At 51.2% G+C, this 15,529-nt stretch carries 17 protein-coding genes; 6 read left to right on the plus strand and 11 right to left on the minus strand.

Translation table 11 applies throughout. The features are described from left to right. Positions 1-8 precede the first annotated feature (8 nt). Together C0081_RS04755 and C0081_RS04760 are read right to left on the minus strand one after the other, a co-directional pair. Positions 9-344, minus strand: a complete 336-nt coding sequence (locus C0081_RS04755) for a hypothetical protein (RefSeq protein WP_101532703.1) — start codon at positions 342-344, stop codon at positions 9-11. Positions 345-665: 321 nt separating this feature from the next. Then, positions 666-1,601 carry a histone deacetylase family protein gene (locus C0081_RS04760; RefSeq protein WP_101532660.1) on the minus strand — a complete coding sequence of 312 codons (936 nt, stop codon included), beginning with the start codon at positions 1,599-1,601 and terminating at the stop codon, positions 666-668. A gap of 335 nt (positions 1,602-1,936) precedes the next feature. Here C0081_RS04760 and C0081_RS04765 point away from each other — a divergent pair, with 335 nt between their 5' ends. Continuing rightward, positions 1,937-2,425 (plus strand): DUF805 domain-containing protein, encoded by a 489-nt coding sequence (locus tag C0081_RS04765; RefSeq protein ID WP_101532661.1) that lies wholly within the window; start codon positions 1,937-1,939, stop codon positions 2,423-2,425. 134 nt (positions 2,426-2,559) lie between these two features. Further along, positions 2,560-3,120: a DUF805 domain-containing protein gene (locus C0081_RS04770; RefSeq protein ID WP_101532662.1), complete on the plus strand. Its 561-nt coding sequence runs from the start codon at positions 2,560-2,562 to the stop codon at positions 3,118-3,120. Positions 3,121-3,185: 65 nt separating this feature from the next. Here the strand turns inward: C0081_RS04770 and nadC are convergent, their stop codons facing one another. The 3 genes from nadC to nadA form a co-directional block, all read right to left on the minus strand. Further along, on the minus strand, positions 3,186-4,079 hold the full coding sequence (gene nadC / locus C0081_RS04775; protein WP_101532663.1) for a carboxylating nicotinate-nucleotide diphosphorylase: 894 nt from the start codon (positions 4,077-4,079) through the stop codon (positions 3,186-3,188). Positions 4,080-4,155: 76 nt separating this feature from the next. Further along, complete coding sequence (locus C0081_RS04780; RefSeq protein ID WP_101532664.1) at positions 4,156-5,793, minus strand: L-aspartate oxidase; 1,638 nt, start codon at positions 5,791-5,793, stop codon at positions 4,156-4,158. Between the two features lie 161 nt (positions 5,794-5,954). Beyond that, positions 5,955-7,034, minus strand: coding sequence for a quinolinate synthase NadA (gene nadA, locus C0081_RS04785; RefSeq protein WP_101532665.1), 1,080 nt, complete (start codon positions 7,032-7,034; stop codon positions 5,955-5,957). Positions 7,035-7,688: 654 nt separating this feature from the next. Here nadA and C0081_RS04790 point away from each other — a divergent pair. Continuing rightward, positions 7,689-8,909 carry an MFS transporter gene (locus C0081_RS04790; RefSeq protein WP_101532666.1) on the plus strand — a complete coding sequence of 407 codons (1,221 nt, stop codon included), beginning with the start codon at positions 7,689-7,691 and terminating at the stop codon, positions 8,907-8,909. 165 nt (positions 8,910-9,074) lie between these two features. On the opposite strand, the gene C0081_RS04795 is transcribed toward C0081_RS04790, so the two are convergent. After that, positions 9,075-9,542 (minus strand): RT0821/Lpp0805 family surface protein, encoded by a 468-nt coding sequence (locus C0081_RS04795; RefSeq protein ID WP_146006406.1) that lies wholly within the window; start codon positions 9,540-9,542, stop codon positions 9,075-9,077. 90 nt (positions 9,543-9,632) lie between these two features. On the opposite strand from C0081_RS04795, the gene pdxH reads away from it, so the two are divergent. The 3 genes from pdxH (at position 9,633) to C0081_RS04810 (ending at position 12,076) form a co-directional block, all read left to right on the plus strand. Beyond that, on the plus strand, positions 9,633-10,229 hold the full coding sequence (gene pdxH, locus C0081_RS04800; RefSeq protein ID WP_101532668.1) for a pyridoxamine 5'-phosphate oxidase: 597 nt from the start codon (positions 9,633-9,635) through the stop codon (positions 10,227-10,229). Between the two features lie 90 nt (positions 10,230-10,319). Next, a complete protein-coding gene (locus C0081_RS04805) occupies positions 10,320-11,345 on the plus strand; it encodes an FG-GAP repeat domain-containing protein (RefSeq protein ID WP_101532669.1) in 1,026 nt (341 codons plus the stop codon). A 107-nt stretch (positions 11,346-11,452) separates the two neighbouring features. Next, positions 11,453-12,076, plus strand: coding sequence for a LysE/ArgO family amino acid transporter (locus tag C0081_RS04810; protein WP_101532670.1), 624 nt, complete (start codon positions 11,453-11,455; stop codon positions 12,074-12,076). Between the two features lie 165 nt (positions 12,077-12,241). Here the strand turns inward: C0081_RS04810 and C0081_RS23175 are convergent, their stop codons facing one another. The 5 genes from C0081_RS23175 to C0081_RS04830 all read right to left on the minus strand — a co-directional run bounded on the left by C0081_RS23175 (position 12,242) and on the right by C0081_RS04830 (position 15,514). Further along, positions 12,242-12,397, minus strand: coding sequence for a hypothetical protein (locus C0081_RS23175; RefSeq protein WP_180966761.1), 156 nt, complete (start codon positions 12,395-12,397; stop codon positions 12,242-12,244). Between the two features lie 517 nt (positions 12,398-12,914). Beyond that, the gene (locus tag C0081_RS04815) at positions 12,915-13,535 is read right to left on the minus strand and encodes a TetR/AcrR family transcriptional regulator (protein ID WP_101532671.1); all 621 of its coding nucleotides are present in this window, start codon (positions 13,533-13,535) and stop codon (positions 12,915-12,917) included. 474 nt (positions 13,536-14,009) lie between these two features. Further along, the gene (locus C0081_RS04820) at positions 14,010-14,492 is read right to left on the minus strand and encodes a F0F1 ATP synthase subunit B family protein (RefSeq protein ID WP_101532672.1); all 483 of its coding nucleotides are present in this window, start codon (positions 14,490-14,492) and stop codon (positions 14,010-14,012) included. Positions 14,493-14,502: 10 nt separating this feature from the next. Further along, positions 14,503-15,108, minus strand: coding sequence for a F0F1 ATP synthase subunit B (locus C0081_RS04825; protein WP_101532673.1), 606 nt, complete (start codon positions 15,106-15,108; stop codon positions 14,503-14,505). A gap of 178 nt (positions 15,109-15,286) precedes the next feature. After that, positions 15,287-15,514: a F0F1 ATP synthase subunit C gene (locus C0081_RS04830; protein ID WP_101532674.1), complete on the minus strand. Its 228-nt coding sequence runs from the start codon at positions 15,512-15,514 to the stop codon at positions 15,287-15,289. Positions 15,515-15,529: the final 15 nt, after the last annotated feature.

Genomic DNA, 15,529 nt, shown 5'->3' on the forward strand with positions numbered 1-15,529 from the left:
TTTGGCGCCTATTTAGAGCAGTTCTTTTTGATCATCGTGGTGCGCACGGCATCCTGTTGACCCTTAAGATTTGCGATTTGCGGCGCGACATTGCCCCCCGAAAGGCTAGACACAGGCAAACCGATAAGAATGACTCCAGCGATATCATTTTTGCGCGCTTGGTTTTGCTGACCGGCGGCTTGCATATAGGCCTGATTGAGACGTTTATGCTCTTCACCGAGCTGTTTGCAGCTAAAGCTGTCATAAATCGTCGGCGTTACATAGGCCGGTGCGATGGCATCTGGCTTCTGGGCACATGCTGCGACCGTCAATGCGGCCGCAACGGCAAGTAATATATTTTTCATGATACAACCATAAAGTACAGAATAATAATTCACAATTGACAGTTTTCAACGAAAGAGCTTCAAACCACGATCGCGCATTCATTGGGTTAAATGAGGGGCAGCCCGCCGTGCCTCCCTGCCCAACCGAAGGCTGATAAGATCGGGATTAGAAAACAAGGGAGAAATGTGTGTCGTGCGTGTCTGAACGCTTCAAGACAGAAAGTTGCGCATTGGCACCTCGATGGACGTCAATGGGACAGCAGGCATAAGTGGCCAATAGAGAGAACTATTTATCGACCGACGACTAACGCTCAAAACCCAACAGTTAGACGGCCGGTGGCCCTATCCGTGCATCAAACGATCCACATGCACCGCGACTGAACGGGCCAGCGCGGTAAGATCATAGCCACCTTCCAGCAACGATACGACACGGTTTTCACAGCATTTGTCGGCCACATCCATCAACTTGCCGGTCATCCATGAGAAATCGGCCTCGGTGCAGGTCAGGTCCCCCAGCGGGTCGCGGATATGGGCGTCAAAACCAGCGGAGATGATCACCAGATCGGGGTTGAAATTATACAGGGACGGCAAAATGCGGGAGTTGAACGCATCACGGATGTGGTCTGAGCCATCCCCCTCCCCCAGTGGCGCATTGACGATGTTTCCCTCATCATCCTTGCCCGTATCATTCCATTCGCCAGTACCGGGATAAAGCGGCATCTGGTGCGTCGAGCAATACATCAACGAGGGATCAGCCCAGAAAATGTCCTGCGTGCCATTGCCGTGATGCAAATCGAAATCAATCACAGCGACGCGTTCAGCGTCATATTTTGCCTGCGCATAACGGGCGGCAACCGCAGCATTGTTGAAAAAACAAAAGCCCATGGCACGGTCTTTTTCTGCGTGGTGACCGGGTGGGCGAATGCCGCAAAAGGCATTGTTGACCAAGCCCTGCATCACTTCATCTACCGCTTGCGTGGAGGCACCAATCGCATACATCGCGGCGTCAAATGTGCCCGGTGACATCGCCGTGTCACCATCAATGGACACCAAACCTTCTGCAGGCGAGAGGGTTTCGAGCATATCCACGAGGGCATGGGGGTGACATCGCAGAATATCTTCCCGTCGTCCCATCTGTGCTTCTTCACGTGGCATGAAATGAAATTTTTCATTTTCCAACGCCATATTGACAGCACGCATGCGATCGGGCCGCTCTGGGTGCCCCTCGGGTGTCAGATGCTTCACAAAGGATGGGTGGGTGATATAGACAGTCGACACAGGCAGGACACTCCTCGCAGGGCCATTTCTGCAACAAATGTTATCAGAATCACCCAATTATCCGTAGTTGTCAGGATACTCTATCCAACGATTTGGTGGCGTATGAAGTCAATGCAACAATCGGGCAATAAAGCTGCGCTGTTGGACGGCTTTTGCCATTGGTGCTTTTCACACCCGTTCGCAACCTCAAATTACACACCCAGCTTACCAGCATTTTCAGCATTAACCATTCAAGACGAATTATTATCTTTAGAATTGATTAACCATAAGCTCTTGCATAGGCTAGCCCTATTGATGCGCCTATTTGCGCACCAAACGTGTGTTGGAGTTGCTGGATGTTTTCTTTGTACGGCAAGATTTTTTCGATCCTCAGGGCCTCGTTTGCCTTTTCGGGGCGTACAGCACGCAAGGAATTTTGGTTCTTCTTTGTCTTTTATGCACTCATGTATTTTGCAGCACTGGGGGCTGATGTCACCTATTTCAGGCAGGCGGAGCCAACGGGCTTTTTGCTGATATTGCAGGGCTTGTTCGGTGGACGAGAGCCATTTGTCTGGATCCACTTTTTATTGCTGACACCGGCAATGGCATCGATCACGGTGCGCCGCTTGCATGATAGAGGGCATACGGGTTGGTGGGGTTTGGTTTATTTGATACCGCTGCTGGGCCTTGTGCCACTTGTTGCTATGTTGGGTCGGGCCAGCCAGCCTGGCTTTAATCGCTTTGGTGCCAATCCGTTCGCCTTGGCCAACGTTGCCAAAAACGATGCCGTGAGCTCAGAACCAGCACCTGCTGAGGCGCCGTCCCAAATGGCCCCGGCAGAGTAAGCTCTCTTTCCTGCATTGCGCTTCCGGACAGTCTGGATATCATCTGACTATAACTCTTTGCCCGCCTCGCACCCTAAACGCAAAACGGGCACGATTTTAATAGTAGATGATTTGATTGTTTGAGAGGGGTCCCTATGAATATGGCTGCAGCGGTTCGCGCCGTGTTTAACAAATATGCCACCTTTTCTGGTCGTGCTCGCAGGGCTGAATATTGGTGGTGGACGCTGGCACTGATCCTGACAAGCATCGCTGTTGGCATCGTGGACGTCACACTCTTTCCAGAAGGAATGGTCCCATCATCAGATCTTCAATCCGAAGGTGGGGATTACGAAGGGCCACTGTCGACCATTCTTTATCTTGCGACCCTCTTGCCCAGTCTGGCGGTGGGCGTGCGTCGTTTGCATGATGTGGGAAAGAGTGGCTGGTGGATGTTTATCGTGCTCGTCCCGTTGTTTGGGATGCTCTATTTGATCTATTTAAACATCCGCAAAGGCGATGAAGGCTCAAACCTTTACGGTCCGGACCCCTTGAATGCATTCGCGGTTTCCTCATCAATTGCTCATTCACCGCAGAATGAGGCACCCGAGGCCACAAGCCCATCGAAAGCGGTCCAACCCAAACGCGCCTCGTGGCGGGCTCCGTCCATGGGGAAAGATGATTTCAAATCCACACAGGACCGTTTCAAGGATAAATAGGACATCCCATAAAACGCAAAAAGCCCCGCACTTGGACGGGGCTTTGGAATTTGTATCTTGCGCTGTTAGCTGACAGAAATATCGAGCCCGAGATCGAAGTTGGGAGCAGAATGGGTGATGTAGCCTGCGGAGATATAGTCCACGCCCGTCTGCGCCACGGCTCTGATGGTGTCTGGATTCACACCGCCCGAGGCTTCGGAAATAATACCCGTGCCTTCCATAATCGCCAAAGCTTCGCGCAGTTTATCCGGCCCCATATTGTCCAGCATAATCACATCAGGTTTGGCGGCGATGGCTTCTCTGAGCTGCTCGATGGTGTCCACTTCCACTTCAACCTTGACCAAATGGCCGACATATTCGCGCGAGCGACGGATTGCCTCGGTGACCGAACCAGCCACAGCGATGTGGTTGTCCTTGATCAGAATGGCATCATCCAGACCAAAACGATGGTTAGATCCTCCACCACATTTGACCGCATATTTTTCAAAGGCACGCAGCCCCGGTGTGGTCTTGCGGGTGCAGGTCACCTTGGCTTTGGTGCCTTCAGTCAATTGCACAAATTCATGGGTTGCCGTGGCAATACCAGACATGCGCCCCATGAAGTTGAGCGCGATACGCTCAGCCGATAAAACGAGTCGAGCCGGGCCAAAGATGCGCGCAACGACATCGCCTTTGCCCACTTCAGTGCCATCTTCCATCTGGGGGGAAAAGGTAACGATCTCCCCGTGCCATTTTCCAATCTGACGAAACGCACTGTCAGCGAGAGGAATACCAGAAATGACCCCTGCGTCACGGGCAGCAATTACTGCCTTGGCGTGCGCGGTATCGGGGATCGTTGCAAGCGTGGTGATGTCACCAGCCAGCCCCAGATCCTCCTTGAGGGCCGAAAGCACAGCCTCGTCGATGATGGGTTGCGGCAGATAGAGTTTATCTGCGGAAAAGCTGGTCGCTTCGCTCATGGGCGAGATATCCTTTTGGTCGACATTGCTTGGTAGGAATAGGGTCTAAATTGTGTTTCGCCAACTGGCCATAAGATCAGTTTTCGTCGGTAGCATCGCTCTTCGAATTCAAAACCCTTGCCATAATGGCTTGTGCCTCGGCCAGCGTAATGAAGGTGCGGCGATGCCATTCCTCAGAAGAGTTAGGATAATCGGTACGATAGTGACCACCCCGACTTTCGGTGCGTTGCAAGGCTGCCGCCGTAATCATTTTGCAAGCGACAAGCTGATTTCTAAAGCTTTCGCTGACGCACTTCTTCTCGAGTTGATCAATCGTGCGGAGCGCTGCCTCCATACCTTTTTGTGTGCGCTCAACGCCCACATGGCGGCTCATTGTCTTGCGCAATTTGGCAATATCTTCTTCCGGCTGCGATGCCCCCGGCAACTGGGCTTCATCTTGCAAAGGCTGCCAATCATGTACTTTGGGCGCATGGAACTGGCGATTGATGTCATCGGCCACGAGAGAAGCAAAAACAACCGCTTCCAGCAGCGAATTGGAAGCAAGACGGTTGGCTCCGTGCGCGCCTGTTGATGTCACCTCCCCTGCGGCCCACAAGCCATCCAGCGACGTGCGGCCATGGGCATCGGTCAGCACACCGCCCATGTGATAATGGGCAGCGGGGGCAATCGGCAACGGCTGGGTGACTGGATCTATTCCGGCATCCTGCGCATAGCCATAAACTGTCGGGAATTCTTCGGCGAAGGTTGCTCCAATTGCTTCACGGCAATCAAGGAAGGCACCCTTGCCTTCTTCGACCTGACGGTGAATCGCTCGTGCAACGATGTCGCGCGGGGCCAACTCTGCGTCTTTATGCTCATCAAGCATAAACCGCTCGCCCGCATCGTTGATCAAATGGGCGCCGTGGCCGCGCAAGGCCTCTGTCGCCAGAGGCGCTGGATCTTTGCCCACGTCCAGAGCGGTGGGGTGAAATTGTACAAATTCCGGGTCGGCAATCACGGCACCGGCGCGAGCGGCCATGGCCATGCCATCGCCATTGGCTTCGGGAGGATTGGTCGTGACACGAAACAGATGCCCTGCTCCGCCAGAGGCCAACACAACGGCGCGAGCCGGAAACAAGACTGTACTGATGCTCTGGCCTTCACGATTGTCGCCTGTGCGCTTGCGCGCAATCACACCAGCGACTTTGTTCCCATTCATATGCAATGATTCGGCCTGATAGCCTGCAACCAGGCGAATGGATGGCATTTCAAGCACGCGGCTAATCAACGCTTCCATAATTGCGTAACCGGCTTTATCGCCCGACACACGCACGATGCGGTTGGCGGAATGGGCTGCCTCACGAGACAATTCAAGCTTGCCTTCCAGATCCTTGTCGAAGGGAACCCCCACTTCCAGCAAATCCAGAATGCGCTCGGCGGCGTGAGACGTCATCAGTTTGGCGATGTTTTCATCCACGATGCCTGCGCCAGCCTCAATGGTGTCAGCCAGATGAGACGCGACACTGTCTCCTTCAGAGACAGCTGCGGCAATGCCCCCTTGTGCCCAGACGGAAGAGGAGCCCTCTCCGATGGGCGCCGCACATATCAAGGTGACGGGTCTGGGAGACAATTTGTAGGCACAAAAAAGACCTGCAAGCCCGCCGCCGACGATGATCACGTCATCATGGTGTTGCCAGCTAGGTGCGAGGGTGTCATCGGAGGCTGAAAAGATCATAGCGGGAGTAGTCCCTGAATATTGAGCCGAGAAGCAGCGCTGTGACAAAATCACAGGATGCCTGCGAGGGCAAATGAAAAGGCCCGATTATCCATCACCTAAGTATTTGACCCTATTCAGGCTCTCTGAGGTGGAGTAACGGGCCTTTACGGTCTTTGGTATCACGACTTGAGGTTGATCATCCGTTCCACGGCTTGACGCGCCTTATCGGCAACCATTGGATCCACCGTCACTTCTTCCTGCATATAGAGAAGACTGTCGAGAATTTTGGGTAGAGTGATTTTTTTCATGTGAGGGCACAAGTTACAAGGCCGCACAAAACTGACGTCCGGCGTTTCGCTGGCTACATTGTCAGCCATGGAACATTCGGTAATCATCATCACTTTTTCGGGGCGGTTGGTTTTGACCCAATCGATCATGCCTTTGGTCGAGCCAGAGAAGTCCGCTTCATCCACCACTTCAGGAGGGCATTCGGGATGTGCGATGATCTGTACGTCTGGCATGGAACGACGATACCCGCGCAGCTCTTCAGCGGTGAAGCGTTCATGCACTTCGCACGCCCCGGCATAGGTGAGCACTTCCACATCGGTCTGACGGTTTACGTTTTTGGCCAGGTATTGATCGGGGATCAAGAAGACGCGATCTGTTCCCATGCTCTCCACCACCTGAACGGCATTGGAAGAGGTGCAACAAATATCGCATTCGGCCTTTACGTCAGCACTTGTGTTCACATAGGTGATGATCGGAACACCGGGATTTTTTTCGCGCAGGGCACGGACGTCCGCTGCCGTGATCGAGGAGGCTAGCGAACACCCTGCGGTCGAATCAGGAATCAGAACGGTTTTTTCCGGACAGAGAATTTTGGAGGTCTCAGCCATGAAGTGCACACCGCACTGAATGATCAGATTTGATTCTGACTGGGCCGCTTCAATGGCGAGCTGCAAGCTGTCGCCTTTAAAATCAGCCACACCATGGAAAATTTCCGGTGTCTGATAATTATGCGCAAGAATTACAGCTCCGCGCTCTTTTTTCAGCCGGTTGATGGCTGAAATGTAAGGTGCATGAAAAGGCCATTCAATCGGCGGAATGACGTTTTTGACCATTTCATAGATTGGCGCAGTCTCGGCAGCCACTTCATCGGTATATTCCAACGATGGCATTGGCAGAATACCTCTGTCGAGCGCAGCTTTGCTGGGCTCACGGGTCGCAAAATCAGTTACAGCTTGTGCAGGCATCATCATAATATTCGTGCCACCTTTGCTCTTTTTGCGGCGCTTTGGTATAGGGCTCTATTGAGCTTCCCGCTGGACCTTTTTTCTTTATCTTCCATTGTCTGAGTTGGTCATCCGGACATGTGAAGCAAAGATTTTTCATTGAAATTACAAAGAAATCACAGTGTTTCTCTAGAACTCCAGACTTATACTCACCTTGAGCATAAGGAGGGCCATAAAACAACCAGCGCGCCGCTGGTCCCCCTGCCTTCTGGCAGTGTCATTGAAATGTTTCATCCTCAATATAGATGCAAGGTAATGAAATTTCCAGACCCTAGAGGCGCATTAGGGGATAAGTGGGCTCTGATCCCTTTGGAAAAATTGGCACTTTATTCGCCAACCTCTGGATCCAACGCCCTATAAAAAGAAAATGATTTGGTGATAAAAAACGACTGTCTTTGTTGTTCAAGGCAAAGGTTTTGGTCCCGAAATACAGGAGTGTCTCGCCGACTGTTTCTACAGGAACATTAGCCACCCGACATTTCAGCATTATGACAGACTCAAGAATTATCTATTCATTGTGCGAATGAATGCATCAAGAATAATCACTTTTACTTAGACTTGATGCGTTCTATCTTACCTTGATAAGGGTCTGAGGCCCCACGGTCAAAGGAAGCAACCGCCATGACAGACACTCAACAAAGCCGATTACCCTATGGGCTGATTATTTTGCTGGGCTGCTTTGTCGCGGTGGTCGGGTTTGGGCCGCGCGCAACGATGGGCTTTTTTCTAACGCCGGTGACAGTTGAGAATGGCTGGAGCCGAGAGGTCTTCTCACTCGCTATTGCCGTTCAAAATCTGGCGTGGGGTGTTGCGGCACCGTTTGCGGGAATGTTGGCCGACCGCTTTGGCACCGCTCGCGTCCTTGTTTTGGGGGCTGTAGCCTATGCCTTATCGCTCTACTGGATGTCCACAGCAACAGACCCATTGGCCTTTACCCTAAGCGCAGGCGTCTTGATGGGTGTCGGCATTGCCGGCTGCGGTTTCTTTTTAATTCTAGCCGCCTTTACCCGTCTGTTGCCGGCCCATCTACGATCCGTAGCCTTTGGTCTTGGCACAGCAGCAGGGTCTATGGGGCAATTCATATTTGCCCCGCTATCTCAATGGCTTCTGAGTGCTTTCGGATGGCGGGAAACGTTGGTGATAATGGCCGTTATAGTGCTGATCATTCCCTTCATAGCAGTGGTTTTCCGCGGCAAGCCCACTTTCAATGCCTCCCAAGGCCAAGCAGATCAAACAATGACTGAAGCGCTGCGCGAGGCCTTTGGGCACAATTCTTATATTTTGCTGGTGTTTGGCTTTTTCGTTTGCGGCTGGCATGTGGCCTTCATCACCACGCATCTGCCACCCTTCATTGCCGATTTTGGCATTGATGCCAAATGGGGGGCTTGGGCGATCGCTCTTATCGGATTGTTCAATATGGCAGGGGCGTTTACTGCTGGCATTCTGGGCGGCAAAATGTCTTTGCGTTACATGCTCAGTTTCATCTATCTGTCCCGCGCGGTCGTCATCACGATCTTTATTATTCTCCCCATCAGTGTTCCGTCAATTTTGGCCTTTTCCGCAGCCATGGGCCTTTTGTGGCTGTCAACGGTACCGCCAACGCAGGGGCTGGTGACCAAGATGTTTGGGACACGCTATGTCGCAACCTTGTTCGGGTTTGTCTTTTTATCCCACCAGATCGGCGCCTTTTTGGGCGTGTGGCTGGGTGGTGTTCTGTATGATACCTACGGCAATTATGATGTGATTTGGTGGATATCCATCGCTCTGGGGATATTTGCCGCTCTCATCCATTGGCCAATCCGCGAAGAAGCCGTTGAGCGCCTCCAGCCCGTTGATGCCTAATGGCTGTGTTATTCTACAATCTTGCATAGGGCAGAAGTCTTCAGATGTTTTGCTCTATCCACGAGCCGGACGCGCAAGCCCCTTGGAACCAATCTTGAATTCATCCAGAAATTTGAGCAATTTTGGTGCTTTTCATATCGCCGAGCATAGCCTGCAAATAGGCACTCAGGCGGTAGTGCCGCTTGCAAAACCGGTGATTTGCCAATCGCCATTTGGAACGCGACAGATTTCACCTTGAATATTTTCGACGCCGGTTACCCGATGCATGGAGCTTTTGAACGAACGGCATTCAGAATCAATGAGTGCAGGGAGCAATTTCACCTGTGTGATGTGCCCTTTTGAGCCCGTTTCAGGATTGTCCCAATCACCCTTGGCGCTGCCTGTTTGCAGGGCTTCTTTGTCAAAGGATGAAATTTTGGCCAGCAGAATTTGCCAATCTGATTGGTCGATTCCGCCCAAGAGCCCACGATCAGAACCGATGGAACCGGTGGTGGTCTCATCGATATCCATATTCGTTCCGCCGAACCCAATGGATGCACAAGCGCCCAGCGAGCAGCAGGCTGCAATCACGAACATCCGAGCAGCTCCATTCAGAGCCTTGCAAATAGATGTTGGGAAGCTATAGCCAATCACGTTGCCGTCCTTTACTCTGGTTAAGCAACCTTGCAGTCTTGCAAGGCACCCACCTGTCACACCGTTGTCTATTGTCTGCTAGGAAAGTTAATGTCCGGTAACTTTATTGAGGCCAATAAGCCCTTTGAGCTGTTTTCTCAGTGGCTGACTGATGCCGAAGCCAATGAACCCAATGACCCCAATGCAATGGCTGTCGCTACGGTCGACGAGACTGGCATGCCCAATTTGCGCATGGTGTTGTTGAAGGATTTCAACGAACAAGGCTTTGTATTCTATACAAACTTTGAAAGCGCCAAAGGCAAGGAACTGCTTGCCTCGCAAAAGGCGGCGCTGCTGTTTCACTGGAAAAGCCTGAGACGTCAAGTGCGTGTTCGTGGCACAGTAGACGTGGTCAGTGCACAGGAAGCCGATGCTTATTTTCAGTCACGCGCACGTGGCAGCCGCATTGGTGCTTGGGCCTCCAAACAGTCCAGACCGCTGGAAAGCCGCTTTGCATTAGAGAAATCCGTTGCAGAATATACCGCCAAATACGGTCTAGGAACAGTGCCGCGCCCAGACCATTGGTCCGGTTTCATTGTGCGCCCTGAGCAGATCGAGTTTTGGCACGATAGACCTTTCCGTTTGCATGACCGGGTGCTTTTCAATGCTGTCGAGGGTGGTTGGGACAAGACACAATTGTATCCTTGATGGTGCCCAATATGGCGATGACACAGAGATGTGCCGCATGAACCTGCCCTAAGGCTTTAATGGCACATCGCAACAGTGTGATGGAGCGTGATGGCATGTGACACCGTCATCGTGCCTGCTCATGGTATGACATTGGCTTTACAACGCCAATGTCAGGTCGTTTCCATGCAATTGCTTTCTTCGTTTCGCTTGTTGTTTGTGCCTCTTTTGCTGTCTGTTTCAGGGTTTGCCTTTTGCGCGCATGCTCAGACTGAGCCGTCCCTCTCTCCGATTGGGGGCCTTCCGTCCGACCCTATACCCGACCAGCCAATTCTGAGCCCAGCTGAAACTGCGGAGCACGGCATTCCGCTTCACGACGGCTATGTGACAACCCTCCCCCACGGTGACATCCGCCAAGCCTGGTTGAGCCAGCCGACCAAACGCTACGGGCACGGCATACTTGGAGATTCTATCGAGGCGGCCGCGCTGACGGTACGGCTGGCCAACCGGCAGCTGGTTAGCTTTGTTTTGCCCGAAGATTCTGTATTTGAAGATATCAAACCGCGACTGGGTGATCTGGACGGGGATGGCAAAACCGAGGTCATTCTGGTGCGGTCTTATCTCATGAAAGGCGCAAGCGTCGCTGTGTTGGGGCTAAAGAATGGAAGGCTTGGTCTGCTTGCCCAAACACCGGCCATCGGAACAGCCAATCGTTGGCTCAATCCATCCATTCTGTCAGATTTGGACAATTCAGGTCTGCTGACAATTGGCTTGGTTCGGACTCCGCATATCGGCGGGCAACTGCAGCTTTGGCAATATGAGAATGGAGCATTGAAGCAGTTAAAGCAGGCAGATGGATTTTCCAATCACTCGATTGGCAGCCGCGCACTGGGACTGAGTGCGATCTTAAACAAGGGTAACATGAAGCGAATTCTTATCCCCGATGCAACACAATCAAGGTTGATCCTGCTGGAGTCAGACACCCTCACCCCACTCACAAGCATTGCACTGCCTGCGCGCCCCGTTCAAGACTTTGTCGTCAACCGCCTTGCCAATGGACATCAAAATATTTCAATCGCGTTGAATGACGGCACGCTATACCGACTGGAGGACACAACGGGCCGGTATTTTGACTAGATTCAGGTTGGAAGAAGCCGTTTGGTTCGCCTTGTTGACTTGATGAAGAATTGGCCTACAAGAATGAACCGCTCGTTTTTCGTCCTTCTCCTTCATAGGTTTCTATCATGTTTATTGCTGTCAATGTAGCGCCTCTGCTTCAGGGTTTTATGCTGGGTGGGACACTGATTATTGCAATAGGGGCCCAGAATGCATTTTTGCTGCGCCTTGGTTTGCAGCGCCAACATGTATTGCCTATCGTTTTGCTCTGTGCCTTTTCCGATGCCTTGTTGATCGCCGCCGGCGTCGCTGGCATGGGCGCGCTGGTCAAGCAATCGCAAATACTACTCACCATCATCACGTGGGGTGGAATTGCCTTTTTGGCAATCTACGGCTTTCAGGCTTTTCTAAGGGCTTTCAAGAATGAAGAAATGCATGTGGGCAAAGGGGAGAGGATCAGTCTACGCAAGGCAGTGCTGACGGTACTGGCCTTTACCTACCTCAATCCGCATGTTTATCTGGATACGGTTCTGTTGGTGGGCAGTCTTTCGGCTCAATGGCCCGGCACTCAGCAATGGATTTTTGGTAGTGGCGCTATGGCTGCGTCATTTGTTTGGTTCTTTGCGCTGGGCTTTGGCGCGCGCATCTTGACCCCGTTGTTCGAGAAGCCGATTGCGTGGCGCATTCTAGACTTCTTTATCGGGGTTGTGATGTGGTCGATTGCACTGACCCTGCTTCAGGGTGCGCTCTAACGGGCACTCTCACACTGGCACTGTTTACAACGCCCCAACAACCAAATGAAAAACGCGCCAGCGATGAGGCGGAGCGCGTTTTCAAGGGTCACGAAATGACCAAAACTGTATATTTGATAAGCCATGCGGCCAAGCCGACCATTTCAGGCGCTCGACACACGTCGCTTATTTATCGTTGATGTGTGGATCGTAGTCAGTGTGTTTTTCTTCGACATGCTTTTTTACACAAGATGCAGCAGCAACGGCGCTGATGCCAATCTTATGGTATTCTTTTTCGAGCAGATCGTCTTGAGGGGTAGGTTTTCTGTTTTGTTCGGACATGGCCCTAATCTCTCTTTGTTGCCAATGACTTTGTATTTAGAGTGACTATAACGCCGAAAAAAGCACATAAGAATGACTCAACCCATTACCGGCGTCACTATCCCCCGATTTTTGCCTTCATTTTGAGCAGCGCAGAATTTTATCGCATCGCAGCTTTGCACTAAAAGCATTTCTCTACCGATATCATTCTTGGCAATAAAAGTTAATTATTTTAGTCCGTTTTTACACTTAACTATATTTTTTCATCTAAATCATTGCAAACATTACCAAGTCATCCATTCAAACGCATACAGATGCAGGTGCAAATCACTTTAAAGTCGGCCCTGAATGCTCTCAGCTTGTCGCGTTGCATAAACCGCATATCCGATATTCAATAATGATAGTGGAGAATTGAAATCGAACCTAATTTGCGTTCACCGGAAACCAAATAAGGCTCAGTCAGGTGTGAGCTTTCATCTCACCCAAAATCATCGCACGGCACACTGCATGAACGAGTGGATACATACAGATGGTGGCTTTATGGAACAGAAATAAAACTTGCTAATAATCGGTTGGCTTCCAATTTTATGCGCTCAATTACTTCCGGGTCTTTGACCATTTCCTTTGTCTCGCTGTCTGCTCTCATAAACAACGGAAACAGCGTAATGCCCATTCTGAAGGACAAAAACAAATCGGCAGGAATATCGCGAACTGTGTTCTCTGCCACCCCCAGTTTTATGGTTTTGTCTAGTCTATCTAGAACATCAACAATCTTGTGATTGGTTCGATTGAATATCGAATAATCATAAGGCGTTGGAAAATCGGCGAGGACCAAACGAGCGTAACCTCTATGCTGAAGGTAGAATTCAATCGTCATGTCAGCACTCGCTAACAATGCTTCTCGCGGCGGCAAACCATCTAACCCCCTATAGACCAATAAAATCTCATCCATGAGTCGCTCGGCAAGAGCTTCCAGGAGCTCCTTACGTCCAGCGAAATGGGCATAGAGAGATGGCAGTTGAATACCGACTTGTTGCGCGATGCCCTTGAGGCGCAAGCCCTCGATTCCTAACTCGCCAATCTCTTTCTCAGTGAGATCCAAAATCAGATCGCGGGTGCTACGCTCTTCTTCCGTGAATTTTTTCCGTCTGTGTGGCATGAACTCGCCCGATTGCTATGTGCGTTACAATTTATAATTTCCAAAGCACGCCGCTTTGAAGACTTTGTTTTGATCGAGACGTCGGCACACCTTCAGTGCCTATTCAGTTGCAAACGTCAAATGTCACTGACCCAATACCATCCACTATACAATCTTGTTCGTTTTTAAAAAGCAATTCTAGCTAAATCATTGTCTAACGGGGTGGCGGGCCTAAAGTTTGATAAAAATGTAAGCGTCGCGTCGACAATTGATCCTCTGACCCGAGCAAACAGCATCCTAAATAGGGTCCATAGCTCCACCCTGAAATGAATTTACAAATGCGCAACATCCTCATGGCTCATCCAGCTGGACCAGCGGAAAGCTCCCGATTTTTGTTGGCGCATCGGTTTTACCAGATAGAATCAAAAAAGCCGCAGCATTGACGCCACGGCTTTCAAATTTGTTAGAGAAACCTGTGAGGGTCTGAATACCAAATCAATTGAGTTTGGTACCAACCTCGGCAATAGAGGCTTTGAGCAAGTCACGCCCCCCTTTACCTGCAAGTTTCGAAGTCAAGAGACCCTTGGCTGCTTCAATCGCAAGATCTGTTGCGGCACTCTTGACCTCAGAGACTGCTTGGCTTTCCGCCTGAGCAATCTTGTCTTCGGCCTGTTTGGTGCGACGCGCCACATATTCAGTAATCTTTGCGTGCGCCTCTTTTTCCATCGCTTCAGCTTCGCGTTTGGCGAGTGTTACGATTTCTTCGGCTTCGCTTTCTGATTCACGTGCTTTTCGTTGAAACTCAGCCAACAGAGCTTGTGCTTCTTCTCTTAGACGGCGGGCCTGATCAAGTTCATCTTCGATCGCCTTGGCACGATTGTCCAAAGCGTCCGCAATCTTGCCTGGAACGCCCATCTTGACGAGAAGGCCCAAAAACAAGACCAGAGCGATCAAGGCCCATAAAGTTGCGTCACCCATGTGTCACTCCTTAATTTGCCTTTGCAGCAGCGACCGCCGCTGCAATGTCATTCTGAGCGACCCCAGAGCCTAAAAGCTGCTCGAGAATGGCTTCGGTTGTGCTCTGGGCAATGGCATCGACTTCACTCATCGCAGCTAGTTTCACAGCAGAAATTTTTTCTTCTGCGTCTGCAAGCTGGCTGGAAATCCCTGCCTCTACCTTGGAAAGCTCAGCCTCAATATGAGTCTTAGCTTCTTCACGAGCGGTATGGGCAATACCATGGGCTTTTTGGCGCGCTTCAGCCAGAGATTGTTCATAGGACGCAATTGCTTCGTCCGTCTCCCGCTTAAGACGCTCTGCCTCGCCCAGATCACTGGCAATCCGGTCACGCCGAACTTCCAGAATATTTGCGATACGTGGCAGTGCTACTTTGGACATCAAATAGTAGAGAAGTCCGAAAGTAATAGCCAACCACAGAAGCTGCGACCCGAAAGTGGCGGGATCAAACGGAGGGAATGTACCACCCGCTATATGTTCATCAGCAGTTCCGGCAACTTCCGTATGCGCGGCTGCCTCATGCCCAACTTCGGCATTCTGCTCAGCTTCTGCTTGCGCATTGGTCTGCTGCTGCGCCATCGTCATCTCCCAGTCAAAAAGTCAGAGCCGTCGTGACGCTGTATCTCACGATTGCCAACTGTCGAAGTTCTGCACCCGAGCAAGTATATTGAGCGATGCTCAAACACAAGCCAGGTTAGAACCAAGACGGCTACTGACATGTTTTGAATCTTCGTCGGCTTAAATTCCTAAGATGAAATTAAGCTACGAAGATGAGCAGGAGCGCGATAACCAGTGAGAAGATGCCAAGACCTTCTGCAAGAGCCGCACCAATCAGCGCGTTGGTAAACTGAGCAGGAGCTGCGGATGGATTCCGCAGAGCGCCGTTCAGATAGCTACCAAAAATGTTACCCACACCGATACCAGCTCCGGCCATACCGAAACAAGCGATACCAGCACCAATCAGCTTTGCTGCTTCAGCTTCCATTGTAATCTCTCCTAT

The organism is Cohaesibacter celericrescens (assembly GCF_002866925.1).
Lineage (GTDB): Bacteria > Pseudomonadota > Alphaproteobacteria > Rhizobiales > Cohaesibacteraceae > Cohaesibacter > Cohaesibacter celericrescens.